Source organism: Dryocola clanedunensis subsp. sulfonylureivorans, assembly GCF_016756775.1.
GTDB lineage: Bacteria > Pseudomonadota > Gammaproteobacteria > Enterobacterales > Enterobacteriaceae > Dryocola > Dryocola clanedunensis.
Genome location: NZ_JAERMU010000023.1, coordinates 1 through 24410 on the forward strand (window position 1 = coordinate 1; position 24410 = coordinate 24410).

At 55.9% G+C, this 24410-nt stretch carries 20 protein-coding genes and 1 pseudogene; 7 read left to right on the plus strand and 14 right to left on the minus strand.

Annotation, left to right across the window (positions count from 1 at the left end):
* Positions 1–123: 123 nt before the first annotated feature.
* The 4 genes from HYQ67_RS19475 to mpl all read right to left on the minus strand — a co-directional run bounded on the left by HYQ67_RS19475 (position 124) and on the right by mpl (position 5424).
* Positions 124–654, minus strand: a complete 531-nt coding sequence (locus HYQ67_RS19475; protein WP_202306468.1) for a GNAT family N-acetyltransferase — start codon at positions 652–654, stop codon at positions 124–126.
* A gap of 1 nt (position 655) precedes the next feature.
* A complete protein-coding gene (locus HYQ67_RS19480; RefSeq protein ID WP_202306470.1) occupies positions 656–1999 on the minus strand; it encodes an APC family permease in 1344 nt (447 codons plus the stop codon).
* Positions 2000–2252: 253 nt separating this feature from the next.
* Positions 2253–3980, minus strand: coding sequence for an amidohydrolase (locus HYQ67_RS19485; protein ID WP_202306472.1), 1728 nt, complete (start codon positions 3978–3980; stop codon positions 2253–2255).
* 76 nt (positions 3981–4056) lie between these two features.
* The gene (gene mpl / locus HYQ67_RS19490) at positions 4057–5424 is read right to left on the minus strand and encodes a UDP-N-acetylmuramate:L-alanyl-gamma-D-glutamyl-meso-diaminopimelate ligase (protein WP_202306474.1); all 1368 of its coding nucleotides are present in this window, start codon (positions 5422–5424) and stop codon (positions 4057–4059) included.
* Positions 5425–5608: 184 nt separating this feature from the next.
* On the opposite strand from mpl, the gene fbp reads away from it, so the two are divergent.
* On the plus strand, positions 5609–6607 hold the full coding sequence (fbp, locus tag HYQ67_RS19495) for a class 1 fructose-bisphosphatase (protein WP_202306476.1): 999 nt from the start codon (positions 5609–5611) through the stop codon (positions 6605–6607).
* A gap of 30 nt (positions 6608–6637) precedes the next feature.
* On the opposite strand, the gene yjfF is transcribed toward fbp, so the two are convergent.
* From yjfF to ytfQ, 4 genes are all read right to left on the minus strand, one after another.
* Positions 6638–7633 carry a galactofuranose ABC transporter, permease protein YjfF gene (gene yjfF / locus HYQ67_RS19500; protein ID WP_202306478.1) on the minus strand — a complete coding sequence of 332 codons (996 nt, stop codon included), beginning with the start codon at positions 7631–7633 and terminating at the stop codon, positions 6638–6640.
* Positions 7620–8651, minus strand: coding sequence for a galactofuranose ABC transporter, ATP-binding protein YtfT (gene ytfT, locus HYQ67_RS19505; protein ID WP_202306480.1), 1032 nt, complete (start codon positions 8649–8651; stop codon positions 7620–7622). Before ytfT ends, yjfF begins: the two co-directional genes overlap by 14 nt.
* A 10-nt stretch (positions 8652–8661) precedes the next feature.
* The gene (gene ytfR / locus HYQ67_RS19510) at positions 8662–10161 is read right to left on the minus strand and encodes a galactofuranose ABC transporter, ATP-binding protein YtfR (RefSeq protein ID WP_202306490.1); all 1500 of its coding nucleotides are present in this window, start codon (positions 10159–10161) and stop codon (positions 8662–8664) included.
* A 125-nt stretch (positions 10162–10286) separates the two neighbouring features.
* Positions 10287–11243 (minus strand): galactofuranose ABC transporter, galactofuranose-binding protein YtfQ, encoded by a 957-nt coding sequence (gene ytfQ / locus HYQ67_RS19515; RefSeq protein WP_202306492.1) that lies wholly within the window; start codon positions 11241–11243, stop codon positions 10287–10289.
* Positions 11244–11538: 295 nt separating this feature from the next.
* On the opposite strand from ytfQ, the gene ppa reads away from it, so the two are divergent.
* On the plus strand, positions 11539–12069 hold the full coding sequence (gene ppa, locus HYQ67_RS19520) for an inorganic diphosphatase (protein WP_202306494.1): 531 nt from the start codon (positions 11539–11541) through the stop codon (positions 12067–12069).
* Between the two features lie 115 nt (positions 12070–12184).
* Here the strand turns inward: ppa and HYQ67_RS19525 are convergent, their stop codons facing one another.
* From HYQ67_RS19525 to tamA, 5 genes are all read right to left on the minus strand, one after another.
* Complete coding sequence (locus tag HYQ67_RS19525; RefSeq protein WP_202306496.1) at positions 12185–12535, minus strand: type II toxin-antitoxin system ChpB family toxin; 351 nt, start codon at positions 12533–12535, stop codon at positions 12185–12187.
* Entirely contained in the window at positions 12529–12783 is a 255-nt protein-coding gene (locus HYQ67_RS19530) for an AbrB/MazE/SpoVT family DNA-binding domain-containing protein (protein ID WP_202306506.1), read from the minus strand. Before HYQ67_RS19530 ends, HYQ67_RS19525 begins: the two co-directional genes overlap by 7 nt.
* Before the next feature lie 226 nt (positions 12784–13009).
* Positions 13010–13354 carry a gamma-glutamylcyclotransferase family protein gene (locus HYQ67_RS19535; RefSeq protein ID WP_202306508.1) on the minus strand — a complete coding sequence of 115 codons (345 nt, stop codon included), beginning with the start codon at positions 13352–13354 and terminating at the stop codon, positions 13010–13012.
* 2 nt (positions 13355–13356) lie between these two features.
* Positions 13357–17133, minus strand: coding sequence for an autotransporter assembly complex protein TamB (gene tamB, locus HYQ67_RS19540; protein WP_202306510.1), 3777 nt, complete (start codon positions 17131–17133; stop codon positions 13357–13359).
* Positions 17130–18863 (minus strand): autotransporter assembly complex protein TamA, encoded by a 1734-nt coding sequence (gene tamA / locus HYQ67_RS19545; protein WP_202306519.1) that lies wholly within the window; start codon positions 18861–18863, stop codon positions 17130–17132. The genes tamB and tamA overlap by 4 nt, the downstream gene beginning before the upstream one ends.
* A 223-nt stretch (positions 18864–19086) precedes the next feature.
* On the opposite strand from tamA, the gene msrA reads away from it, so the two are divergent.
* From msrA to paeA, 4 genes are all read left to right on the plus strand, one after another.
* A complete protein-coding gene (msrA, locus tag HYQ67_RS19550; protein WP_202306521.1) occupies positions 19087–19725 on the plus strand; it encodes a peptide-methionine (S)-S-oxide reductase MsrA in 639 nt (212 codons plus the stop codon).
* 102 nt (positions 19726–19827) lie between these two features.
* Positions 19828–20094: a type II toxin-antitoxin system ParD family antitoxin gene (locus HYQ67_RS19555; protein WP_202306523.1), complete on the plus strand. Its 267-nt coding sequence runs from the start codon at positions 19828–19830 to the stop codon at positions 20092–20094.
* On the plus strand, positions 20081–20377 hold the full coding sequence (locus HYQ67_RS19560) for a type II toxin-antitoxin system RelE/ParE family toxin (protein ID WP_202306525.1): 297 nt from the start codon (positions 20081–20083) through the stop codon (positions 20375–20377). The genes HYQ67_RS19555 and HYQ67_RS19560 overlap by 14 nt, the downstream gene beginning before the upstream one ends.
* A 150-nt stretch (positions 20378–20527) precedes the next feature.
* Positions 20528–21865 carry a polyamine export protein PaeA gene (paeA, locus tag HYQ67_RS19565; RefSeq protein ID WP_202306527.1) on the plus strand — a complete coding sequence of 446 codons (1338 nt, stop codon included), beginning with the start codon at positions 20528–20530 and terminating at the stop codon, positions 21863–21865.
* An 80-nt stretch (positions 21866–21945) separates the two neighbouring features.
* On the opposite strand, the pseudogene HYQ67_RS19570 reads toward paeA, so the two are convergent.
* A pseudogene (locus tag HYQ67_RS19570) lies at positions 21946–22850 on the minus strand (carbamate kinase).
* Between the two features lie 331 nt (positions 22851–23181).
* Here HYQ67_RS19570 and HYQ67_RS19575 point away from each other — a divergent pair.
* A complete protein-coding gene (locus HYQ67_RS19575; RefSeq protein WP_202306529.1) occupies positions 23182–24405 on the plus strand; it encodes an MFS transporter in 1224 nt (407 codons plus the stop codon).
* Positions 24406–24410: the final 5 nt, after the last annotated feature.

Below are 24410 nucleotides of genomic sequence, written 5' to 3' on the forward strand. Positions count from 1 at the left end.
GGCGGCGCTGGGTGCAGTAATGCGCAAGCTGGTGCACATGTGCTTCGGGGTGCTTAAAACACGCCTGCCATGGGATGAAAATTATGCAGCTACCGCTTGACGTTCAAGACGGTAGCTACAAACTTATCCGTTCCAGGCCATTACCACGTCGCACAAATCCTCGTTAAACCGCTGGTACTGCTCTTCGCTAATCTGCTGCGGGTAGCTCAGCACAATCAGTTCGTGATCGGCAATTCCCTCATGGTAGCTCGGGTGGACATGCTCATAGCCATTTTCATGGAAGCCCAGGCTTTGATAGAAGCGCAGGCGCTTATGGGCGATCTCCGTGGTCAGCGGGTCGATTTCCAGAATGGTTAACGGGTGCATTTGCAGGAACTGGCTCAGCATTCTTTTACCGTAGCCCCGCGCACGCAGCTTGCCGTTTACCGCCAGGTGCTCGATGTAGGTGTAGCAGCTGAAGCGCCACGCGCCAATCATGCCGATAAACTGTTCGCCGTCGAACCACGCCTGTAGCTCGTAGCGCTCGTTTCTCAGCGCGCTGGCTTTGGCCTGCTGCTCGCGCTTCTCATGCAGGGGAAACGCGCTTTCATAAAGCGCGTCTACCTCGGCAAACCACGGGGAATCCATCCCCGCTATTTTTTTAAACGTCAGCATATTAATCAATCAGATGGGCGATATCGTCGTAATCCACCGACGGTGGGGATTTACGCAGGAAGTCGGTGAGAAACAGCAGATAGCAGAAGCCAATCGCCAGCCAGACCAGACCGACAATCATCGCGTCGCGCTCAAGGTTGATCCACAGCCAGACGGACATCACGAAGCCGATAAGCGGCAGTAACCCATACTTGATCATCGCACTCGTACCGCGGCGCTTTTCGTTAATCAGGAAGTGTTTCACCACGCTGAGGTTAACGAAGATGAACGCGCCAAGTGCGCCGAAGCTGATCATAGAGACAACCAGCCCGAGATCCATGAACAGCGCAGACAGGGAGATAGTCGCCACGAACAGAATCGCACGGTACGGCGTATGGAATTTTTTGTGCAGGTGGAAGAAGATTTTACGCGGCAGCACGCCTTCACGCCCCATGGCGTAGAAGATACGGGACACGCCCGTTTGCGCGGTCATTGCGGAGGCGTAAACGCCGGTCAGGTAGGCTGCCATAAAGAAGTTATACATCCACTTGCCGCCGACTTTCTCGGACACCACCAGGCTTGCGGTATCCTGCACCGGGATCAGCGACTGCCAGTCTGGATAAGCAAGATGCGCCGCATAAGAGACGGCCATGAAAATGGCACCAGCCGCCACAACGGTAATCAGAATCGCGCGTGGCAGAGTACGTTTTGCATCGTGGGCTTCTTCTGCCATCGTGGCAATGGCATCAAAACCAAGAAACGCAAGGCACAGCACGGCCGCCCCCGAAAGCAGACCAGCAAAGTCACCAGCCCCCACCAGCAGCGGTTTCATTAAAGCTTCAGGACTCAAATTTGCTTCGCTAAACGACAGCGCGATAAACAGCACGATGAACACCATCTGTGCCGCAATCAGCGAGAAGTTCACCGAAGTCATCAGGCGGACGCCCAGAATATTCAGCAGGCTCACCGACGCTATACAGGCCACCACAAACACGGAGGCAGGAATAGCCGGGAAGGCCTCATGCAGGAAGATCCCCAACACTAAGTAGTTAAGAATTGGCAGGAACAGGTAGTCCAGAATCTGCGCCCAGCCGACCAGGAAGCCAATTTTACCGCCAAAACTGCGCTGCACGTAGGAGAACGCCGACCCGGCCAGCGGCAGGGCGCTGGTCATGCGGCAGTAGCTCAGGGCAGTAAACAGGATGGTGACAATGGTTAGCAGGTAGGCGATGGGCAGATGGCCGTGGCTCAACACTGTGACCTGGCCGTAGGTGGTAAAGACACCCAGCGGGACCATATAAGCGAGGCCAAATGCGACGAGCGCAGGCGTTTTGAGGACTCTTCGCAACTGAATATTTTGTGGCATTACCGTATCATCTCCTGGTGAAACAAAGCACCGACTGGTCTTCCTGCCTGGGCAGGGGAATTTTGAAAACGGCGGATTTTGGCACAAGGGGTGGGGGTTGGAAAGGCGCTTATTATTAATTAGCCATTATAGTCAATGAAGTTTGTCACAAATCAGAAAATCCAGGCAGAAACGGTGGATGACGCTTCGCTTATCCACCCTACGACTGCGGTTAGTAGGGCGGATAAGCAGCCAGCGCCATCCGCCAGATTACTCAGGCCTGATACACGATTTTCCCGCCGACCAGCGTGCGCATAACCTTCGTCTGGTAAACCTTCTCCACCGGCTGTTCGAACAGGTTGTTTTCCAGCACGATGGCGTCCGCCAGCTTGCCGACTTCCAGCGAACCGATGTACTGCTCGCGGGCAATCATGTAGGCGGCGTCAATAGTCGCTGAACGCAGCGCTTCGATGAGCGTCAGGTCGCGGTCGGTATCCAGACGCGGGCCTGCCGGATTGCCTTCGCTGTCCCACGCGCGACGGGTCATGCCCACCTGCAGGTTGTACCATTCGTCCAGACGGTCGATCGGCCAGTCGCTGCCGTACGCCAGGCGCGCACCGGCATCCAGGAAACGGGCCGCTGGCTCCATGTGCTCAAAACGCGCGTCGCCCAGCATTTCGCGCTCTTCATCAATCAGCACGCCAGGCAGTCCGCCCCACTGGTAGGAGAGCACCGCCGTCGCGCCCAGCTTCGCGAAACGATCGTACTGATGCGGCGCAACCAGCTCGTTGTGCGCAAGGCCAGGACGGACGTCTTTGCCCGGATAAGCGGCTCGCATTTTTTCCACCGCGTTCAGCACCATCTCGATTGCACCGTCGGCAACAGTGTGGGTGTGCGGGTGAATGCCAGCGCGGCCACATTCCACCATCAGGGCTTCGAGCACCGGCGCGGTGAAATAGAGATCGCCGTAACGCTCGCTCGGCTGCCAGTCCGGCGCGTCGTGCGTGCCACGGTTCTCGCGGTAAGGTTCCAGCAGCGAGGCGGTCATGGTTGGCGGCTGAAGCACGCCGTCCACAAAGAATTTTACGTGCGTGGTGCCGAAGCCCGGCGCTGGCGTCCATTCGGCGTCGTTCCAGCTGCGGTTAAACTCGGCGATTTCGTCGATGGCGCGTGCGGCATCTTGTGGACCGTCAACGCTGTCCGGCGTCACTTCTTTGGCACCCAGCATCCGCACCGTCAGTTCGCCACGGTCGCGCAGCACGGCGAAAGCTTCGAGCTGCTCCGCAAATACGCGGGTATCCATTACCGTCGTCACTCCCTGCTCGTTAAGCACCTGCTGGACGTGGGTCGCAATCTGTACGTTCTGCTCCGGCGTGCCGGATGGGATGCTGTCAAACGCGCGCATGGCTGGCGCATCTTCCAGAATACCGGTCAGACGGCCTGCTTCGTTGCGGGCAATCTTGCCGTCCGCAGGGATCGGCGTGTTTTCATCGATGCCCAACATTTCCAGCGCGCGGCTGTTGGCGGCCAGGGTATGGCAGTCGTTGGAGAACAGCGCCACCGGGCGCCTGGTGTTCAGTGAGTCCAGCGCTTCGCGGCTCATATCCGCCCCGACCGGCGTCATTGCCTGACGCTGCCACGCGCGCACGGTCAGCCAGTCGTTTTCGCCATTGAACGGGTCGTTATCGATGTGCTTCTGGATTATCGCCAGCGTCTCTTCCACAGAGAGTGCTGCGTAGTTCAGGTTGCAGCCGCGCAGCTGCTTACCGCCCCAGAACGGGTGCATGTGGCTGTCGATGATCCCCGGCAGCATCACTTTCCCCTGCAGGTCGATAACTTCGGTTTCCGGCCCGGCAAGGCGCATAACCTCTTCATCGCTGCCCACGGCAACGATATAACCTTCACCAATCGCGATGGCCTGACAGAAGGTGTCCTGCTCATCAGCGGTATAGATCGTGCCGTTATGGTAAACGACATCAATAGCTTGGGTGTTTACAGTCATTTTTCAGCGCTCTTTCAGCGTGGGTAAAAAAAATGCCAGCCGGACAGGCTGGCATGAATACAGGATAGTAGCTTAATTACTGAGCGGCTTTTTTTGCCAGGCCGTCGAGTAATTTTTGATGGATGCCGCCGAAGCCGCCGTTGCTCATCACCAGGATGTTATCGCCCGGCTGTGCGGTTTTGAGGATCATCTCCACCAACGAGTCCACGTCGGCGCTACAGTGCGCAGGCTGGATGCAGGCTTCGGCCACTTCCACCACCTGCCACGGAATGTGCGGCGGCTGCAGCAGGAACACCTCGTCAGCGCGGCCTAAAGAAGGCGCAAGGTCATCTTTGCTGTGGCCCATTTTCATGGTGTTAGAACGAGGTTCAAGCACGGCGAGAATACGCGCGGTGCCGCCAACTTTGCCACGCAGCGCGGCGAGGGTCGCAAGGATAGCCGTTGGGTGGTGGGCGAAGTCGTCATAAACCGCGACGCCATTCTCTTCACCGCGCAGCTCCAGGCGGCGACGGGCGTTCACGAAACTGTCCAGCGCTTTAGCTGCGTCTGCCGGGGTCACCCCCACATGACGCGCAGCGGCGATCGCCATCAGCCCGTTATGCATATTGTGTTCACCCACAAGCTGCCAGTTCACTTCGCCGACGCGCTCGCCATCGAGCAGCACTTCCCAGCGGGAGGCATCTGCATTGAGCTTTCTCGCCAGCCACTGGCCCTGTTCGCCAACCAGCTCCTGCTCGCTCCAGCAGCCCATCGCCATGGTCTGCTTGATATTGCCGTCGTGTTCCGGCCAGATAATTTTCCCCTGCCCCGGCACGATGCGCACCAGGTGGTGGAACTGTTTCTGGATCGCTTTCAGATCGTCGAAGATATCCGCGTGGTCGAACTCAAGGTTGTTGATGATCAGCGTGCGCGGGCAGTAATGCACAAATTTGGAACGCTTGTCGAAGAAGGCGCAGTCGTATTCGTCGGCTTCGATAACGAAGAACGGGCTGTCGCCCAGGCGCGCGGAAACGTCGAAGTTCCCCGGCACGCCGCCAATCACGAAGCCAGGCTTGTAGCCGCAGGCTTCCAGAATCCATGTTGCCATACCGGCAGTGGTGGTTTTGCCGTGTGTGCCCGCCACGGCAATAACCCAGCGGTCACGCAGGACAAAATCATGCAGCCACTGAGGGCCTGACATGTATGGGATGTTCTTCTCGAGCACGGCCTCAACACACGGATTACCGCGCGTCATGGCGTTGCCGATGATCACTAAATCTGGCTGTGGGTCCAGCTGGCTCGGGTCATAGCCCTGAATGAGGGAGATGCCCTGCTCTTCGAGCAGCGTGCTCATTGGCGGGTAAACGTTAGCGTCTGAACCGGTGACTTCGTGGCCGAGCGTACGAGCAAGCATAGCCAGTCCGCCCATAAAGGTGCCACAAATCCCTAGAATATGAATGCGCATACAAAACTATCCTTTCTCTGTTTGGCGCACATTCTACCCGCATGTTCCGCGGGGGAGAACCGCATTTCAGGATATTCCTTAAATTGCTGGCGCGATTCACCTGAGCGCGGCTATTTGAAAGTTTGTTAAGATTGTTGCCATTGCTTTACGTCATTTACTCAACCGCAACTGCAGGGAAAGTGTTATGAAAACGTTAGGTGAATTTATTGTTGAGAAGCAGCACGAGTTCTCCCACGCAACCGGCGAGCTTACTGCTTTACTGTCGGCAATAAAGCTGGGCGCTAAGATCATCCACCGCGATATCAACAAGGCCGGCCTGGTCGATATCCTGGGTGCCAGCGGTGCCGAAAACGTGCAGGGCGAGGTTCAGCAAAAACTCGATTTGTTCGCCAATGATAAACTGAAAGCCGCACTCAAGGCCCGAGGGATCGTCGCGGGGATCGCTTCCGAAGAAGAAGACGAAATTGTCGTCTTTGACGGGGCGGATCATGCTAAATATGTCGTACTGATGGACCCGCTCGACGGCTCATCTAACATTGATGTCAACGTGTCCGTTGGCACCATCTTCTCTATCTACCGCCGCATTACGCCGGTTGGCTCTCCGGTCACGATGGAGGATTTCCTCCAGCCGGGTAACAAGCAGGTGGCCGCGGGCTACGTGGTTTATGGCTCCTCCACCATGCTGGTTTATACCACCGGCTGTGGCGTTCACGCCTTTACGTACGACCCGTCGCTGGGCGTGTTCTGCCTCTCTCAGGAGCGCATGCGTTTCCCACAGAAAGGCAACACCTACTCCATCAACGAAGGCAACTACATCCGCTTCCCGACCGGGGTGAAGAAGTACATCAAGTTCTGCCAGGAAGAAGACAGCTCCACGCAGCGCCCGTACACCTCACGCTACATCGGTTCTCTGGTGGCGGATTTCCACCGTAACCTGCTCAAAGGCGGCATCTACCTTTACCCAAGCACCGCCAGCCACCCGGAAGGGAAGCTGCGCCTGCTGTATGAAGGTAACCCGATGGCGTTTCTTGCCGAGCAGGCGGGCGGGAAAGCGAGCGATGGCAAAGAGCGTATTCTGGATATCATCCCGGAAACCCTGCACCAGCGCCGCCCGTTCTTTGTCGGCAACGAACATATGGTTGATGACGTAGAGCGCTTTATTCGCGAGTTCCCGGACGCTTAAGTCTTCCTGCTTTCGGCGGGTGAGGTCCCCTCATCCGCCGTTCACGCTCACGCGTTTGACTGGCGAACTCTGGCGGTTCTCCCACAGCACCGTCAAACCACGCTGCAAGGCTATGAAGATAAATAACAAAATCCCGATGGCGATCTTCGTCCACCACGAACTGAGCGTGCCGTCGAAGTTAATATAAGTCTGTATAAGCCCCTGAATCGCCACGCCGAACAGCGTGCCCAGCACGGTGCCTACTCCGCCGCTCAGCAGCGTACCGCCGATCACCACGGAGGCAATGGCGTCCAGCTCCACGCCCATGCCCGCCAGCGCATAGCCTGCCGAGGTATAAACGGAAAAGACGATGCCCGCGAGCGTAGCAAGCCCGGTTGAAAGCATATAGATGCGCACGGTAGTACTGCGCGTTGAGATGCCCATGAGGTTTGCAGAAGTCGCGCTTCCGCCAATCGCGTAAACCTGATTCCCGAAGCGGGTGCGGTGGGCGAGGAAAATACCCATCACCACCACCGCCAGCATCAGCAGCCCCATCGCGCTTAAGCGTCCGCCGCCGGGTATGCGCCACGCAAGGCTTGAGAGCGTGTCGTAGATCGGGTGGTTAATGGGGATCGACTCTTCGGAGACCAGATAGCTGACCCCGCGCAGGAAGAACATTCCGGCGAGGGTAATGATGAAGGCCGGGATTTTCAGCGCGTCGATAAGCAGGCCCATAAATGCGCCAAACGCGCAGCCCATTAACAGCACCAGCGGGAAGGCCACCAGCGGCGACAGCCCCCAGAAACCTATCGCTTTGGCAAGAAACACGCCGGTAAAGGCAATCACCGAGCCGACCGACAGGTCGATTCCGCCGGATAAAATCACAAAGGTCATGCCGACGGCGATAATCCCCAGAAAGGCGTTGTCGGTCAGAATGTTGCAAATCACCCTGGTGGAGGCGAAGCCCGGAAACTGCGTCAGGCAGTACAGATAGCCCAGCACAAAGACCGCCAGGGTTATCATCAGCGGCAGGTTACGTTTGATCATGGCGGCGGAGTCCTTTGAGCAAAGCAATAAAACGCGGCGACTGCACGATCAGCACGCACATCACCACCACGGCTTTGACGACCTGGTTCAGCTCGGGCTGAAAGCCGGAGAGCAGGATGCCGGTGTTCATGCCCTGGATAATCAGCGCGCCGACGACGGAGAGCGCGATGTTAAAGCGCCCGCCCATCAGCGAACCGCCGCCGATCACCACCGCCAGAATGGCGTCCAGCTCCAGCCACAGCCCGGCGTTGTTGGCATCGGCACCGCGAATGTCCGCCGTCACGATGATCCCGGCAATCGCCGCGCACAGGCCGCTCAGCATGTAGGTGAGCATCACCACCAGGCGCGTGTTAACCCCGGCGTTTTTTGCGGCGCGGATGTTAATCCCCACCGACTCGATGAACAGCCCCAGCGCCGTTTTGCGGGTAAACAGCCAGAAGACGATCAGCGTGGCGATGGCGATAATCACCGGCGTCGGGAAGTAAAAAATAGAGCCGCTGCCGAGGAACGACAGGCTGGGTGAGTCAAAAGTGACGATCTGCCCGGTGGTGATCAGCTGGGCAACGCCGCGCCCGGCGACCATCAGGATCAGCGTGGCAACAAACGGCTGGATCTTAAGAATGGCGACCAGAATACCGTTCCACAACCCCGCCAGCACCCCTACGCCCAGCGAGGCAAGCACCACCACCAGCAGGCTATGTCCCGCAACGGTGAGCGTGGCGGCGGTCGCCCCGGCAATGGCCATTACCGCACCGACGGACAAATCAATGCCGCCGGTGGCAATTACCAGCGTCATGCCAATCGCCAGCAGCGCCACGGGAGCAGCACGGTTCAGAATATCTATCGGGCTGCCGAACAGCCGTCCGTCCTGCACGACGATATTAAAGAAATGGTTGGCAACCATGCTGTCGACCAGCAGCACCAGCACCAGCGCGATGACCTGGGGAATACCGGGTGGCCAGCGGAAGCTGCGCTTCGGCTTCTGCGCTTCCGTTTGCGGCAGTGAACGAGTCATCACGATTTACTCCTCATGCCGCAATGGCATTCATAATGGCCGAGACGGACAGCGCTTTAAGCGGGATCTCCGCCACCTGCTGCCTGTCACGCATGATCACCACGCGATCCGCGTAGCCCACCAGCTCCTCAAGCTCCGAAGAGATGACCAGCAGCGCCAGCCCGTCGGCGCACAGCGTTTCGATCAGGCGGATGATTTCGGCATGCGCGCCCACGTCGATGCCGCGCGTTGGCTCATCGAGGATCAGGAACTGCGGTTTGGTCAGCAGCCAGCGTGAAAGCAGAACTTTTTGCTGGTTGCCGCCGGAGAGAAATTCAACAGGCTGCTCGGCGCTCGGGGTGCGGATGCCAAGCTGGCGGATAAAGCGCTCCGCTATCTGATTCTGTTCCCGGCGGGGAATAGGACGCAGCCAGCCGCGCTGGGCCTGAAGCGCCAGGATAATATTTTCCCGCACCGAGGCGGCGGCAATAATCCCGTCAGTTTTGCGATCTTCCGGACAGAAGCCGATGCCGAGGCTGGAGGCCTTATGCGGCGAGCGCAGCGTCTGCGGCTTGCCTTTGATCCACGCCTTGCCGCTGTCGGCCGGTTTGATGCCGAAGATCACTTCTGCGGTTTCCGTACGGCCCGATCCCAGCAGGCCGGCAAGCCCCACGATCTCCCCTGGGCGCACTTCAAGATCGAACGGATTGATCACCCCTTTCTTGCCAAACTCTTTGAATGCGGCAACGGGTTTTTCGCTGAGCAGCGTACGCCCGGCGCGCTGAAGCGCAGTGGTTTCCAGCTCGCGACCCAGCATCATTTTCACCAGATCGATCTGTGGCAGATCCTTAGTATCGCGCGTGCCGACAAACGCGCCGTTGCGCAGCACGGTGATCCTGTCGGTCACTTCGTAAACCTGATCGAGAAAGTGGGTGACGAAGATCAGGCTGACGCCCTGATCCCGCAGCTGGCGCATCAGGGTAAACAGCATCTCCACTTCTTTGGTGTCGAGGCTGGCGGTGGGCTCGTCGAGGATCAGCACTTTGGCGGAAAGGTCGATAGCGCGGCAGATGGCGACGATCTGCTGCATCGCCACGGAATAACGGTTGAGCGGCTCCGCGACGTCCAGCGAGAAGCCGTAAGACTCCATAAGCCGGGTGGCGCGCTTCTCCATCTCTTTGCGCCTGAGCAGCCCGAAACGGCGCGGCTCACGGCCAATAAACAGGTTATCCGCAACGGACATATTGGGCAGGAGGTTAACCTCCTGGTAGACGGTGCCAATGCCAAGCTGCTGGGCATGGGCAGTATTTTTTGGCGAAATGAGAGCGCCTTCAAGGTAGATATTTCCGCTGTCGCGTTGGTATACCCCCGTCAGCGCTTTGATCAGCGTCGATTTCCCGGCGCCGTTTTCCCCCAGCAGCGCCATGATTTCCCCGCGGCGCAGGCTGAAATCGACTTTGTCGAGGGCCTTCACCCCCGGGAAATGTTTGCTTAGCCCTTCCGTGCGCAGAATTTCCTGATTGTTTGTATTCATCACCGCACTCCTGGCGAAAGCCGTTCACTTCGTAGGGTAGATAAGCCCAGCGCCATCCACGCTGCCATCCGCTGAATGGCGGATGACGCTACGCTTATCCGCCCTACAAAAGAAAATGCTGCCCGTTAGTAGCCCATCGTTTTTTTCTTCTCAAGCTCTTCTTTCGCGGTATCCGGCAGGTAGAGCGTTGATTTGGTCACGGTGACTTTTTCCGGCATGGTGCCGTCTTTCTTGAATTTCTCTAACGCGTCAAACGCCGGGCCAGCCATATTCGGCGTCAGCTCTACGCTGGCGTTCGCTTCGCCGTCGATCATCGCTTTGTAGATATCCGGCACGCCGTCAATGGAGCCGGTCAGGATGTCTTTGCCCGGCTTCAGGCCCGCTTCTTTAATGGCCTGGATGGCACCGATCGCCATGTCGTCGTTGTGCGCGTAAACCATGCAGATGTTCTTGCCGTTGTTCTCAGCCTTGATGAAGCTCTCCATCACTTCTTTGCCCTTGCTGCGGGTGAAGTCGCCGGACTGGGAGCGGACAATTTTCACGTTGGAGGCTTTAGAGATGGCGTCCGCGAAGCCTTTTTTACGGTCGATGGCGACGCTTGCGCCCACGGTGCCCTGCAGTTCAACCACGTTACACTGCTTGCCGTTCAGCTCTTTGAGCAGCCATTCGCCAATCAGCTGGCCTTCCAGCACGTTGTTGGCGGTGACCACCGTCATATATAAGGATTTGTCTTTGACGTCGATGTTACGGTCTAACAGGAAGACCGGAATGTTGGCTTCTTTGGCTTCCTGCAATACCGGTTCCCAGCCCGTGGCGACGATTGGCGCAATGAAGATAGCGTCCACGCCCTGGGCGATAAACGACCGTACGGCCTTAATCTGGTTTTCCTGTTTTTGCTGGCCGTCGGCGATTTTCAGCGTAATGCCGCGTTTCTGGGCTTCGCTCTTCGCCACGGAGGTTTCTGCCGCGCGCCAGCCGGATTCAGAGCCTACCTGCGAAAATCCAACCGTTAAGGGAGCAGCAACTGCCATAGACGACATTGCTGCGGTTACTGCAGAGACCAAAAGTAAGCGCTTCCACATAGGGGCATCCTCGTAGGGTTTATTGTTGGGTAAAAAATGGCCTGTGCGGGAAAGCATAGTCGACGCCCTGGTTAACAGAATGAGTTACATCACAATTCCAAAAAGATCCGCTTCACCTTGTAAACGCTTACACAAAAGCATGAAAAAAACGACTGAGTTTATGGATATATCCGTTGCCGGAGTGCTCTGAAAAGCAGTTGAGTAAAAGCGGGCGGGTAAAAGAGGCGAAGACATTTATACGCAGTTGGCTATAATACCGGGCACTTGAATGTCCCCCAGTTTAAAGGAAACCGACATGAGCTTACTCAACGTCCCGGCGGGTAAAGATCTGCCAGAAGACATCTACGTTGTTATCGAGATCCCGGCCAATGCCGATCCAATCAAATACGAAATCGATAAAGACACCGGCGCGCTGTTCGTAGACCGCTTCATGTCTACCGCGATGTTCTATCCGTGCAACTACGGCTACATCAACCACACCCTGTCCCTGGACGGCGACCCGGTTGACGTGCTGGTCCCGACGCCATACCCACTGGCACCAGGCTCCGTGGTTCGCTGCCGTCCGGTTGGCGTGCTGAAGATGACCGACGAAGCGGGCGAAGATGCCAAGCTGGTTGCGGTTCCGCACACCAAGCTGAGCAAAGAGTACGATCACATCAAAGACGTGAACGACCTGCCAGAGCTGCTGAAAGCGCAGATCACCCACTTCTTCGAGCACTACAAAGACCTCGAAAAAGGCAAGTGGGTTAAAGTTGACGGCTGGGACAACGCAGAAGCGGCGAAAGCCGAAATCGTTGCTTCCTTCGAGCGCGCAGCGAAGAAGTAATTCTTACCGCGATGCTGACGTAAAAACACCGCCAGATGGCGGTGTTTTTTTATGGGCGAAATAGGAGGAGATGACGCTGCGTTTTCCCTTTTACTCTTAATGTTAAACCATGCGGTTATTCCACGATGGCCTGAAGGCGCGCCAGCGCTTCTTCAACAACCTCTTCGGGGGCAGTTTCAATTTTACGGGCCCCGCGATTCGCCAGATCTATCATGCGTACCTGATTCAGAAGCACAACGCCGTTCGTTTCAGTTCCGCTGCCGCTCAGCGATACGCTAAAACCCGCTTCACGCGCAAAGCTGCCACCCTGGGTTACAGGTGCGACAAGCACCATGCCTAACCGGTTAAAATTCCCCTTCGATAAGACCAGGGCCGGACGGCTAACTCCCTGTTGCTCTCGCCCTCTGCTCAGGTCAAAACCCACTAGCACAATATCTCCGCGCTCAAAGCAGGGACGTTTCACCATATCTCTTTGCCTACCGGGTTATCTTTACCCCAAACATCTTCTTCAGAATTCTGCGGCGCATCCATATCACACTGGGCCAACAGCTCTTCCAACGTGTAACGTTTGCGAATAGCAGGTTTTAAAATCAGCTGATTATTTTTCACTTCCGCCTCCATGCTCTGGCCAACTTTCAGGCCCAGCTCGTTGAGAACTACCCCAGGAATAACCATTCCGGCACTGTTTCCCCATTTTTTGATGGTAATGCGCATGCTTTGCTCCCAAACGGACGAGTTATACAAAGTATAAACACTTCCTTTTGAGGTGCACTATTTATAAACAATCGGATGGGGAGAGACCAGCCTGAGAATTGATCAAAAATGATTTCTGGAACAGAGCGTTCAGGAATAAAGAAACAGAGAGCGAAACCAACAAAAAGATGCGAAGCCGTTCGCAAAGAAGCGGCCACTCAGGGCGAGTGGCCGTTGTGAAGAAAGCTCAGTACTTATCTTTATCCAGCCAGTTGCCGCTGTCGATGCGGGTTAATCCATCCACGGGTCTTTGGTATACGTACATCCACGCGCTGCCTTGCGCTGTCTGAATAAGCTGACGTTTATACTCGCCGCCCTTGGTACGCAGGGCATCCAGTTCGGCAAGGGTTGAGGCATCAATACGGTAAACCTCGCCTATAACCTTGCCGTCACCAGGCACTGCGCCTGGATAGTGGCCAAGACTATAGAGCACATAGTTTTCCTGAGTGTGATCCCCCAGCCACTGGGCGTTGGTCATCCAGTGGCTGTTGCCCTGCTTGCGTCTTAAACTGCCGTAAACAAATATTCGCATTGCTAAAACTCAAACTGATAGAGCACATCAAGTGCCTGGTCTATGCCAGACACCGCTTCCAGATATAGCTTAGGCATCAGGCGATAACGCAGGGTTAGCGTTGCCAGCGAGTCGAAAATACCCACGCCATATTTCACCTGGAGACCCGGCATGATATAGCCGCTGACCACCACCTGAGAGGAGTCTCCTACCCCTGCGGTATCCAGTGCCAGATTGCTTACGCCAAACGTCTCGCCGATTTTACCCACAATCTGACCACTTTGTGCAACCCCCAGACCCACCAGCATTGAGGTCATGGCGTTACCATCGTCGCCTGAACTGTCTAAACCCTGGCCGCGAAGCAGGTAGGACAAGGCTTCCTGCTGAGACATGGCCGGATCGGAAAATATTTCGGCTTTTGGCTCATCGGCTGTTCCTGTTACGCGAACACCTGCAATCACGTCGTTTTCGGTTGCCTCAGGATTTCGGATCGCCTCAATATTTAGCAGCGGCTGATCCGGCGGCCCGGAGAACAGCAGCTCCCCTTTACGGACAATCAGGTCCTGGCCGTAGGCTTTGAAACTGCCCTGTGGGATGTTGATTTGACCATTCAGACCCAGCCCCTGTTTGTCCTGCACCATTTTCAGATCGCCATTCAGCCTTGCTTTCAGGCCGAAGGCGTCCAGACGCACATTATCGCCGACATGGATAATCAGGTTGCTGTTAATCGGAATTCCCGCGGTTTGCGGTTTCTCCGGTTTCAGATCCTTATCGAGCATCACTTCATCGCTGGACACGCCCACAGAACTTTCCGGCACATCATGCACCACGATGCGCGCCCACGGGATATCCACTCGGCCATCCAGCGTGAACAAGCTAGGCGTGGCGACAAACTCAATGTCTGGCGAGACGTCCAGGCGCACCATGGGTGGCACCGTGATGCGCACCTTATTACCCTTCGCCGCCACTCGCGCACGCCAGTTATCAAGCTGAGTCCAGTCGGCATCACCGCTCAGAGCGATATCGCCCTGTTTTGTGCGCACCGTACCGGCAAGCGTTGAATTCATGCCGTTGAAGTTCATGGCAATCTGGCTGGGCTGCATATCAAACGGCATAAAGTTACCGTCGATATCCACGCCGTTGAGCTGCAGCTGCCCGAAGATCTGTGGCCTTTCGACATTCCCGCCGAGCCGCAGGTTTGCATTCAGCTTGCCGGCGGCTTTTTCCCCGCGGGCAAAAATCGCGTTGGCGATAGCCAGGTCAAAGCCCCGCAGATTGACGTTACCGCCAAGGTTACGCCGTCCCTGCGGATCGGTGATTTGCACCTGTCCGTCAAACTGCCCGTTCTTAGCGACCCGGATCAGCCAGCCGAGCTGGGCGCGGTTGTTTTTCAGCTCCGCACTCAGGTTCAGCGTATCGAACGCCACCGGCAGTGGACTGTTGTTCACGTCCTGCGTCACCTTAACGCCACGTCCATTAAGGGTCACTTCCCCCTGCGGCAGGCCACCTGATTCACTGTCCCAGCTGACATCAGCTTTACCGCTGAACGTGCCGCTTGCCTGAGTTGTCTCCGGCATGAAGGGCTTGAGCATCGCCAGGTCGAAACGGTTGAGATTAACAATCGCCCGTCCCTTCGCGCCGGCATCAATGGTTTGCGGCACGCACAGCTCAGCGTTCGGGTTGTTCCAGCAGTGCGGCCCGATGCTGATTTTCTGCTCTTTATTGCGGTAATCCAGCGCGATGGAGCGGTTCAGACTCCACGGCCCCACCGGCGTTTCAAAGCGGGTGTTGGTGAGATTGCCTTTCCAGCGCTCTTCGGCACGATCGAAACTGCCGCTGAGGCTAAGCTGCCCGGAAACCGGTTCGCCCTGCATGCGCAGCTGGAGCTGGTGCTGCTTCTCGGTGCCTTTTGCTTCCAGCGTAACGAGGCTGAGATTGACGCCAGGCTGCGCGATGCGCTCAACGCGCAGGTTCAGATTCCCGCCGATTTGATCGGTAGACTTCACATCACCTTTCAGCAAGACGCGCGCGATGGACAGCTCCTGCCAGCGCAGATTGTTAGCGGTGAGATCGGCCAGTATCTGTGGTGCTTTAACGTTGCCACGTACTTTAATGATGCCCTTCGCCGTCCCGCCCAGGCCCGGTAAGGCATTATCCAGCCCTGGCGCGTCGATATTAGCATCCAGCTCCAGCTCCTTCGGCCCCAGCTCCCCCTTCACGTCCGCGCTGTTGCGGCCCAGTTCCAGATGGAGCCCGGGAATGTTCCATTGCATATAGCTGTTGCCTTTGAGCTTCCCGGAGACGCTGACTTTGTTTTGCTTCACGTTGCCGGCAATTTTTAGCTCAGGCACATCCACCTGCCAGGTTCCACCGTAGAGGCTTCCGCTGGTTTTCACCAGACCGTTAAGCTTCGCTGGCCAGTCAGGGAATTGCTTAGCCGTATTAATGCCGTCGAACTTCAGCTCCCCGCGCCAGCTGATCGCCTTGCTCCAGTCGAGGATGGCTTTCAGATCGGTATTGCCCTGAAGCGCTGCAATTCGCAGCTTGTCCAGATTGAGCTGCTGCTCGTTGCCTTTGCCATCAAGCGTGATGATGGCAGGCGGGATCTGCTCGCCCTTCACGGCGGCGCGGAACGACAGCGCGTAGTCCGTCATTTTGCCGCTGAACTTCAGCTTCACGCCGTCCGCCTGATACGCTTTCTTACCGGTAAACGGCCAGTACAGCTGTTTGCTGACCACTTCCAGGTTGAGCGGCAGGCCTGCCTCAGCAAGCTGTGTATGAGCGGTAAGATCCATGTTGACCGGGCCTGAGAGACTCACGCCGACTTTCAGCACGTCCCGCAGCTCACCGCCGATCTTCATCTTCACCTTCTCGCCTTTTACAGGGTCGATGTTAAGTGTGGTGTTGAGCGTCAGGTCGACCGGCCATTTATCGCGAAGCTGGGCGCTGCCCGTGGCGTTGACCAGCCCCTGGGACGAGTCCACATCCAGCGCGTCCAGCTTCAAATTGCCGTCGATGCTGCTGACCTTCAACAGCAGGCTGCTGACCAGTAAATCCGTATCGCCCGTCAGGCGCAGGTTGCTGCCGCGAAACTCCTGGATGTTCAGATTGAGCGGCAGATGAACGTCGGTCATTTCCGGCAAAACAGGCTTTTCAAAGAGCTGTTTCAGGGTTTCGCCCAGCGGCAGCTCATCCGGCTGCGGATTATTGATTTTCGGCTCAACCACCTCTTCCTGCGCCACCTTCGCCACCTTCGGCAGCGCAATCAGCAGCCCTTCGAGGCTGGTTGGCGTCAGCGTGACGTTCCTCTCCTGCCAGTTCAGACCGGAGGTGAAGGCCATCACCGAGACGGTAGTATTATCAATTTTGATATTGACGTTATTGAGCGCCACACGGCTGAGCGTGATGGGATAGGGCGTGGTCAGATCGAGTGGCCCGCTGTCCTCTTCAGGCGCTGGCGCTGACGGCGGCATCTTTTTAGAGTCGATGACCACGTCGACATCTTTGAGCGAGAAATTGTTGACGCACAGGCTGCTGTCGCGCAGACAGCCGAGCTTCACGGCGAGATTTATTTCCCCCGCCCTCACATCCACGCCCGGCTGCTCATAGCGCAGCCCTTTGATGGTCAGATTACGCCAGCCCCCCGTGACGCTGGCGATGTCCAGCCCCGGCACCCAGCGGTTTGCCGCATTAAACAGCACGTGAAGGCCGGTAGTCGTCCCCACCAGGAAGCCCACCGAGCCAATCAGCAATAAAACAACAACCAGCACCGCGAGGCTTATTTTCTTCCAACGACTCATAGTTCAGGCCCCAGACCGATGTAAAACTGCAATCCGTGTTCGTCTTTATCCCCCACGGGTACGGCCAAATCGAGCTTGACCGGCCCAACCGGCGACTGCCAGCGCACACCGACACCTGCACCAGTTTTGAAGTCACTCTTCTTGATATCGTTAACCGCCTCACCGGAGTCGACGAAGGCTGCGCCCCACCACTTCCCGGTGACGTTGTACTGATATTCCAGCGAGCCGGTAGCCAGCTTCGAGGCGCCGGTCAGCTCGCCCTTGTCGTTTTCAGGGGAGATAGATTTGTATTTATAACCACGGATACTGCGGTCGCCACCGGCGAAGAAGCGCAGATCCGGCGGCACTTTGTCAAAATCGCCGGTCTCTATCCAACCGACGTTGCCACGCACCACGAAACGGTGTTTGTCATATAGCGTACGGATCCACACCTGCTGCGCCTGCACAACGGCGAAGTCCACGTCGGAACCCCACATCGTGTTTGACACATCGATTGAGTAGCGTTGTGAATCCCCCCAGGTTGGCATCAACCCACCGCGAGAACGGGTTCGGTTGAGGCTCACGCCCGGGTAAAGCAGCATGGTGGTGTTGGTGACATCTGCCTGGGTATAGTGATCGAGACTCCAGCGCAGGTTAATCGCGTGCTGCCAGCCGCTGGATAAATCCCAGTAGCGTGAAATGGCAAGCGTACTTGAATCGGACTTTGTATCGTTCAGGTCAGTGTTTTTGAAACCGCCCTGCATCAGGTAGTACTGTTCGAGCGGATTTTTTAGCAGCGGGACTTTGTAGGTAAAGTCGAGGATCTGCTCTGGCGCCGAAATACTGGCGCTGGTGGTTAAACTATGGCCATAGGAGTTCATCCACGGCTTCTTCCACGACGCTTTGACGCGTGGACCAACGTCGGTGGAGTAGCCCACGCCGGTTTCAATCGTGTTTTCGGTACGCGGCGACACCACGCCGTGCAGCGGTAATATTTTCGTTTTGCGAGCTTTGTCGAACTCTGGTGCAACGACAACAGAGTTAAACCAGCCGGTAGCCGACAGGCGACGGTTCAGTTCGGCAAGATCTTTTGACTGGTAGTATTCGCCCTTTTTAAAGGGCACCAGGTTTTGCAGATACTCTTCGCGAATCTGCGAGCCTTCAAAGCTCACATCGCCAAAACGATAGCGTTGTCCGCTGTTATAGTCGATATCCCAGAACGCCTGATGACGCGCAAGGGAGACACCCAGCTGGCTCTTATCAAACTGGCTGTCGAAATAGCCTTTACGCAGCGAGATGCTGGTCAGGCTCTTTTTGAAACTGTCGTATTCGCCGTGATTAAGGACCGTGCCATTTTTTGGTTTTTCGCTTAAAAGCTTCAGGAAGTCCTGGTCGTCGCGTGCGCCGCCGCGCAAAATAACATCCGTCCCGCCAATCAGCACCGGCGGCCCCGCCTGAACTTTAGCCAGTAGCACCTGGCGACCTTTGGCAGGGGGTGGACGTAAATCAAATTCAATGGTGGGTTCGTAATAGCCGAGCGCTTTTAACCCTTCGCGGATAGCATCATCAACGCGAGCGCGAAAACGCCTGTCCGGCGTGACCTCATCGCCCTGAATAGTCGAAAGCTGAGCGCGGACGTTCTTTTCCAGCTCCCCGCTTAACCCTTCAACCTGTAATCGTACGTTGGCAGCACTTGCCCAGGTGCTTGCCAGGCATAAACTTGCCAGCCATAACATTCGGATTCTTGGCACGTTTTCTCCTGAAGATCCTTGTTAACGTCCCTGCTCAGAAACGCTTCTACCGCTCCACGGCTTAACAAAACCCCAACATCGGGGTTGAAAACTGCTCAAACACCCAAATAATTCTTATATGTACTGCTGTCTCATAAAGCGTAGTTATTGTCCGCAATTACAGACCTGGTTACAACCGTGTAACGGTTGCGATCGATTTTTGACAAATCGGGAGAATAAGTAAATGTCACTCTTTGAGAAAACCCATCCCGTTGCGCAGTCTGAGGCCCTACCGGGTCGCAACACGCCAATGCCGGTTGCTACCCTGCATGCAGTTAATGAACACTCCATGACTAATGTACCAGATGGCATGGAAATCGCTTATTTTGCGATGGGTTGTTTCTGGGGCGTTGAACGCCTGTTCTGGCAGGTGCCTGGCGTTTACAGCACCGCAGCGGGGTACGCAGGCGGCTATACGCCAAATCCAACCTATCGCGAGGTTTGCAGCGGCCAGACCGGCCATACCGAAGCAGTCCGCGTCGTTTATGACCCGCAGGTAGTCAGTTATGAACAGTTGCTGCAAATTTTCTGGGAAAATCACGATCCGGCCCAGGGCATGCGCCAGGGAGGCGATGTAGGCACCCAATACCGTTCGGGTATCTACCCGTTAACGCCAGAACAGGACGCGGCAGCTCGTGCCAGCTTAGAGCGCTTCCAGGACGCCATGGTCTTAGCAGGTGATGACCGCCAGGTGACAACAGAAATCGCCAACGCAGGTCCGTTTTACTACGCCGAGGACGACCACCAACAGTATCTGCATAAAAACCCGTACGGCTACTGCGGTATCGGAGGGATTGGCGTTTGTCTGCCGCCTCAGGGGTGAATACTGTTAAGGCAGCCAGGCTGTTTTTTAGTTCGTTGTAGAATTAATATCCACAATCGCTATACTCCTTTGTAAGATCAAATCTTACAAAGGAGGAGGATTATGGCGCGCACGATGACTGTAGATCTCGGTGACGAGCTACGTGAGTTCATTGATTTATTAGTAGAGGCTGGGGATTACAGAACCCAGAGCGAAGTTTTACGAGATGCTTTACGTCTGCTAAAAGAAAAACAGGCAGCCTCTAAGCTTCAGGCTTTGAAAGAATTATTAGCGGAAGGCATCAACAGCGGAACGCCAGAGGCCTGGGAAAAAGATACTTTTCTACAACGGATGAAAGAAAAGGTGAAATCAAGGAATGAAAACAGTTGAGCTAACGCCTAAAGCCGCAGAGGACATGGAGTCTATCTGGTTATACAGCTACGACCGTTACGGCGAAACGAAGGCCGATGAATACATAGACAGGATTTCGATGGTCCTGAAGATGCTGATAAGCCATGAGATAGGGGCTTCCAGACCTGAATTAGGTAAAAACATCTTCTCTATACCAGCCGAACAACACGTGATCTTTTTTGTCAGCCATTGCTCCCGCATCACAGTGATTCGTATATTAAGCCATGCTCAGGATGCGCTCAGGCATTTAGCCTGGTATTAGCGCCAGTGGCAGCCCCTCCCCGCCTTACGCTATACTACCCGTTGAATTTGCTGACATGCTTCACGAGAGCGGCCAGCATTTTTTATGTATGACCCCAATGGATTTTCAACTTCCCCTTCCGAGGATCTGGCCACAACAGCCAGAAAAACTATGTTAAACAGTATTTTAGTGATACTTCTCTTAATCTCCGTCAGCGCATTTTTTTCGATATCCGAAATCTCGCTGGCCGCCTCCCGTAAAATTAAGCTGAAGCTGCTGGCTGATGAGGGCAACGTTAACGCACAGCGCGTGCTGAAGATGCAGGAAATGCCCGGCATGTTCTTTACCGTGGTGCAGATTGGCCTCAACGCGGTGGCAATTCTCGGCGGTATCGTCGGTGACGCGGCGTTCTCCCCGGCCTTTAAGTCGCTGCTGGAACGCTTCTTTTCACCGGAGATGTCGGATCAGCTGAGCTTTATTATCTCCTTTACCCTTGTCACCAGCCTGTTCATCCTTTTTGCAGACCTCACCCCGAAACGCATCGGTATGATTTCGCCTGAAGCTGTAGCGCTGCGAATCATCAACCCGATGCGCTTCTGTCTGTTTATCTTCCGTCCGATGGTCTGGTTCTTCAACGGTCTCGCCAACGTGATCTTCCGCATCTTCAAGCTGCCGATGGTGCGCAACGACGACATCACCTCCGACGACGTTTACGCGGTGTTTGAAGCCGGTGCGCTGGCGGGCGTGCTGCGCAAGCAGGAGCACGAGCTGATTGAAAACGTGTTCGAACTGGAATCCCGCACCGTGCCGTCGTCAATGACCTCGCGCGAAAACATCATCTGGTTCGATCTGCACGAAGACGAGCAGAGCCTGAAGAACAAAATCGCCGAGCATCCGCACTCCAAGTTCCTGGTGTGCAACGGGGATATCGACCATATCGTCGGCTATGTGGACTCCAAGGAGCTGCTGAACCGCGTGCTGGGCAACCAGAGCATGGCGCTCAACAGCGGCGTGCACCTGCGCAACACGCTGATTGTGCCGGACACCCTGACGCTCTCCGAAGCGCTGGAAAGCTTCAAGACCGCCGGGGAAGACTTCGCGGTGATCATGAACGAATACGCGCTGGTCGTCGGCATCATCACCCTGAACGACGTGATGACCACGCTGATGGGCGACCTGGTCGGCCAGGGCATGGAAGAGCAGATCGTTGCCCGCGACGAGAACTCGTGGCTGGTTGAAGGCGGCACGCCGATCGACGACGTGATGCGCGTGCTGGATATCGACGAGTTCCCGCAGAACGGGAACTACGAGACCATCGGCGGCTTTATGATGTTTATGCTGCGTAAAATTCCGAAGCGCACCGACTCGGTGAAGTTCTCTGGCTACAAGTTCGAGGTGGTGGATATTGATAACTACCGCATCGACCAGCTGCTGGTGACCCGCATCGACAATAAACCGTCGGGGCTGTCGCCTAAGCTGCCGGATGCCGAAGAGCAGAATGCAGGTTAAATGAGTTTCCAGGTCGGGTAAGCGTAGCGTCACCCGACAAACAGCCGCTAATCATGCCGCCCAATCAGGCGGCATTTTTTTTACAGATGTACCCGAGTTCCCTTCTGTCCCGCCAGAATAGCCGGGGCGTCTTTCAATGCGCCAATCCACGCCACGTTCCCCGTCCGTTCCACAAACTCGATGACGGCCTCCGCTTTCGGCCCCATCGCCCCGTCAGGTGCGGCAAACGGTTTTAGCTGCGCCGTCGTTACGTCATCCAGCGCTCTCGCCTGCGGCGTTCCCCAGTCCTGGTAAACCGCATCCGCGTCGGTGAGGATCATCAGGTGTTCAGCTTCCAGCTCCACAGCCAGCCGCGACGCGGTGAGATCTTTATCGATTACCGCCTCCACGCCGCAGTACCCTTGCGTAACCTGCACGACCGGCATACCGCCACCGCCCGCACAAACCACCACGTGATCCAGCGCCAGCAGCCCTTTGATGCCTTCAACATCCAGCACCCGCTGAGGGCGCGGGGAGGCCACCACGCGGCGAATGTACTGACCATCCTGCTTCATCTGCCAGCCGTACTGCTCGCGCAGCTCCGCCTCCTGCTCCGGTGAGTAAACGGGGCCAATGTATTTCCCCGGCGTCTGGAAGGCAGGATCGTCGCCGTGAACCTCTACCCGCGTCAACAACGTGCTGACCGGCGGCATACCAGCCAGTTGTCCCAGCTTCTGGGTAATCATGTAGCCCAGCATCCCCTGGGTTTCCGCCACCAGAATATCCAGTGGATAAGGCGGAGCCGCCGGGTAGGCGAGGTTTTGCAGAGCAAGCAGCCCAACCTGCGGACCGTTGCCGTGGACTATCACCACGCGGTAATCGCGGCTCAGCGTAGCCACCACCTCCGCCGCCAGCGCAATATTTTTATATTGATTCTCCGCGGATAAAACTTCCCCGCGCCGCAATAACGCATTCCCCCCAGGGCAATAACCAGCACTTTCTTCATTTGTTCCCTCATCAGGTCATCAGTCAATGAGCAACAAAATAAATAACTGGCGAAGTTAAAATGTGATCTGCGCGACATGAAAATAATTACTAAGTTTATTTTGGCAATCTCTCACGCCATGAAGATAATTATAAAATATTTTTTCAACTCGCCATTATTTAAACATTTTTAATAATAAATCGATGCCAGACGGAGCACTCAAAAGGAAATTATCACAATCAGGCAAGTGTGATATTGCTCAAGAGATTACCCGCTGCACCTCGCTATCGTAGCGCCAACGAATCTTTCTTGATGTTGAAAATCGGGTATTCAAGTTATTAAGGAAATTAACATGTCTGATTCAATTAACTCCGCTGCGGAAACGCAAAAAAGAGGTATTCCCGCCTGGTGGGTTACCATTTTTCTCTTCTGGCTCGGCTGGATATTTATGTATGCCGACCGCACAATATTAAATCCGGTGATGGGAGAATTAGAAAAAGAGTTTGGATTAAGCGGCACCCAGCTTGGTATTCTGAATTCCGTCTTTTATTTCTCTTACGCCATTCTGCAGGTTCCGGCCGGTATTCTGGGCGACAAAATAGGTAAGAAGAAGGTGCTGGTTCCCGGCTTCTTATTATTTGGCGTCTTTACCGCCGTCACCGGCTGGGCAAAAACCTGGACTACCCTGCTGTTTGCCCGCGTGGTTACCGGCGCTGGCGAAGGGACCTATTACGGCCCGCAGTACGGCCTCTCCTCCGAACAGATCCCGAAAAAGTACCGCTCGCTGGGCAGCGCCATCATCAACAGCGGCATGGCCTTTGGTATCGCGCTGGGCCTGATGAGCTCCAGCTGGCTGGTTTACGACCAGGGCTACAGCTGGCGGATGCCGTTCTACGCCATGGCCGTGCCGTCGATTCTGGTGGGGCTGGGGATCTGGTTCTTCGTTAAAGAGAAAAAACGCGCGGCGGTCACTGCCGACGGCGTTGTCGTTAAGAAAGGCAAGTTCAGCGACCTGCTGAAAAACCGCAACCTGCTGCTGACCTATCTGATGGTGTTCTGCAGCCTGTTTGGCTTCTTCGTGATCCTCACCTGGCTGCCGTATTACCTGCAAAGCGAACGAGGTATTGCGGGCAGCGAAACCGGCTTTATCTCTTCACTGGTGGCGTGGATCTCTATTCCCGGCGCGCTGATTTTCTCCTCGGTTTCTGACCGCCTCGGCAAACGTAAGCCGCTGATCTTAATCCTCGTCCCGGTCGCCATCCTCAGCATGCTGTCGATTATCTGGATGCCGAGTATGACCGGCGTGGTGGTCGCCCTGTGCATCTATGGCCTGGTTGGCAAGCTGGCGCTCGACCCGGTGCTGGTGGCGCTGGTCGCCGACAGCGTAGATGAGAACAACTACAGCACCGCGTTTGGCCTGTTCAATTTCATCGGCATGAGCTCCTCCATCCTTGCGCCGATCATCGCGGGCGCCGCGCGGGATATGACCGGCAGCCTGGCCTCCAGCTTCTATGTTTCCGCCGTCCTGCTGGCCATCGGCCTGGTCGGCATGCTGTTTTTGAAAGAGAAGAAATAATCAGA

Excerpts from the sequence above, each read along its gene's own strand:
- HYQ67_RS19475 (WP_202306468.1), bottom strand. The coding sequence starts at position 654 with ATGCTGACGTTTAAAAAAATAGCGGGGATGGATTCCCCGTGGTTTGCC.
- HYQ67_RS19480 (WP_202306470.1), bottom strand. The coding sequence starts at position 1,999 with ATGCCACAAAATATTCAGTTGCGAAGAGTCCTCAAAACGCCTGCGCTC.
- HYQ67_RS19485 (WP_202306472.1), bottom strand. The coding sequence starts at position 3,980 with ATGACTGTAAACACCCAAGCTATTGATGTCGTTTACCATAACGGCACG.
- mpl (WP_202306474.1), bottom strand. The coding sequence starts at position 5,424 with ATGCGCATTCATATTCTAGGGATTTGTGGCACCTTTATGGGCGGACTG.
- fbp (WP_202306476.1), top strand. The coding sequence starts at position 5,609 with ATGAAAACGTTAGGTGAATTTATTGTTGAGAAGCAGCACGAGTTCTCC.
- yjfF (WP_202306478.1), bottom strand. The coding sequence starts at position 7,633 with ATGATCAAACGTAACCTGCCGCTGATGATAACCCTGGCGGTCTTTGTG.
- ytfR (WP_202306490.1), bottom strand. The coding sequence starts at position 10,161 with ATGAATACAAACAATCAGGAAATTCTGCGCACGGAAGGGCTAAGCAAA.
- ytfQ (WP_202306492.1), bottom strand. The coding sequence starts at position 11,243 with ATGTGGAAGCGCTTACTTTTGGTCTCTGCAGTAACCGCAGCAATGTCG.
- ppa (WP_202306494.1), top strand. The coding sequence starts at position 11,539 with ATGAGCTTACTCAACGTCCCGGCGGGTAAAGATCTGCCAGAAGACATC.
- HYQ67_RS19525 (WP_202306496.1), bottom strand. The coding sequence starts at position 12,535 with ATGGTGAAACGTCCCTGCTTTGAGCGCGGAGATATTGTGCTAGTGGGT.
- HYQ67_RS19530 (WP_202306506.1), bottom strand. The coding sequence starts at position 12,783 with ATGCGCATTACCATCAAAAAATGGGGAAACAGTGCCGGAATGGTTATT.
- HYQ67_RS19535 (WP_202306508.1), bottom strand. The coding sequence starts at position 13,354 with ATGCGAATATTTGTTTACGGCAGTTTAAGACGCAAGCAGGGCAACAGC.
- tamB (WP_202306510.1), bottom strand. The coding sequence starts at position 17,133 with ATGAGTCGTTGGAAGAAAATAAGCCTCGCGGTGCTGGTTGTTGTTTTA.
- msrA (WP_202306521.1), top strand. The coding sequence starts at position 19,087 with ATGTCACTCTTTGAGAAAACCCATCCCGTTGCGCAGTCTGAGGCCCTA.
- HYQ67_RS19555 (WP_202306523.1), top strand. The coding sequence starts at position 19,828 with ATGGCGCGCACGATGACTGTAGATCTCGGTGACGAGCTACGTGAGTTC.
- HYQ67_RS19560 (WP_202306525.1), top strand. The coding sequence starts at position 20,081 with ATGAAAACAGTTGAGCTAACGCCTAAAGCCGCAGAGGACATGGAGTCT.
- paeA (WP_202306527.1), top strand. The coding sequence starts at position 20,528 with ATGTTAAACAGTATTTTAGTGATACTTCTCTTAATCTCCGTCAGCGCA.
- HYQ67_RS19575 (WP_202306529.1), top strand. The coding sequence starts at position 23,182 with ATGTCTGATTCAATTAACTCCGCTGCGGAAACGCAAAAAAGAGGTATT.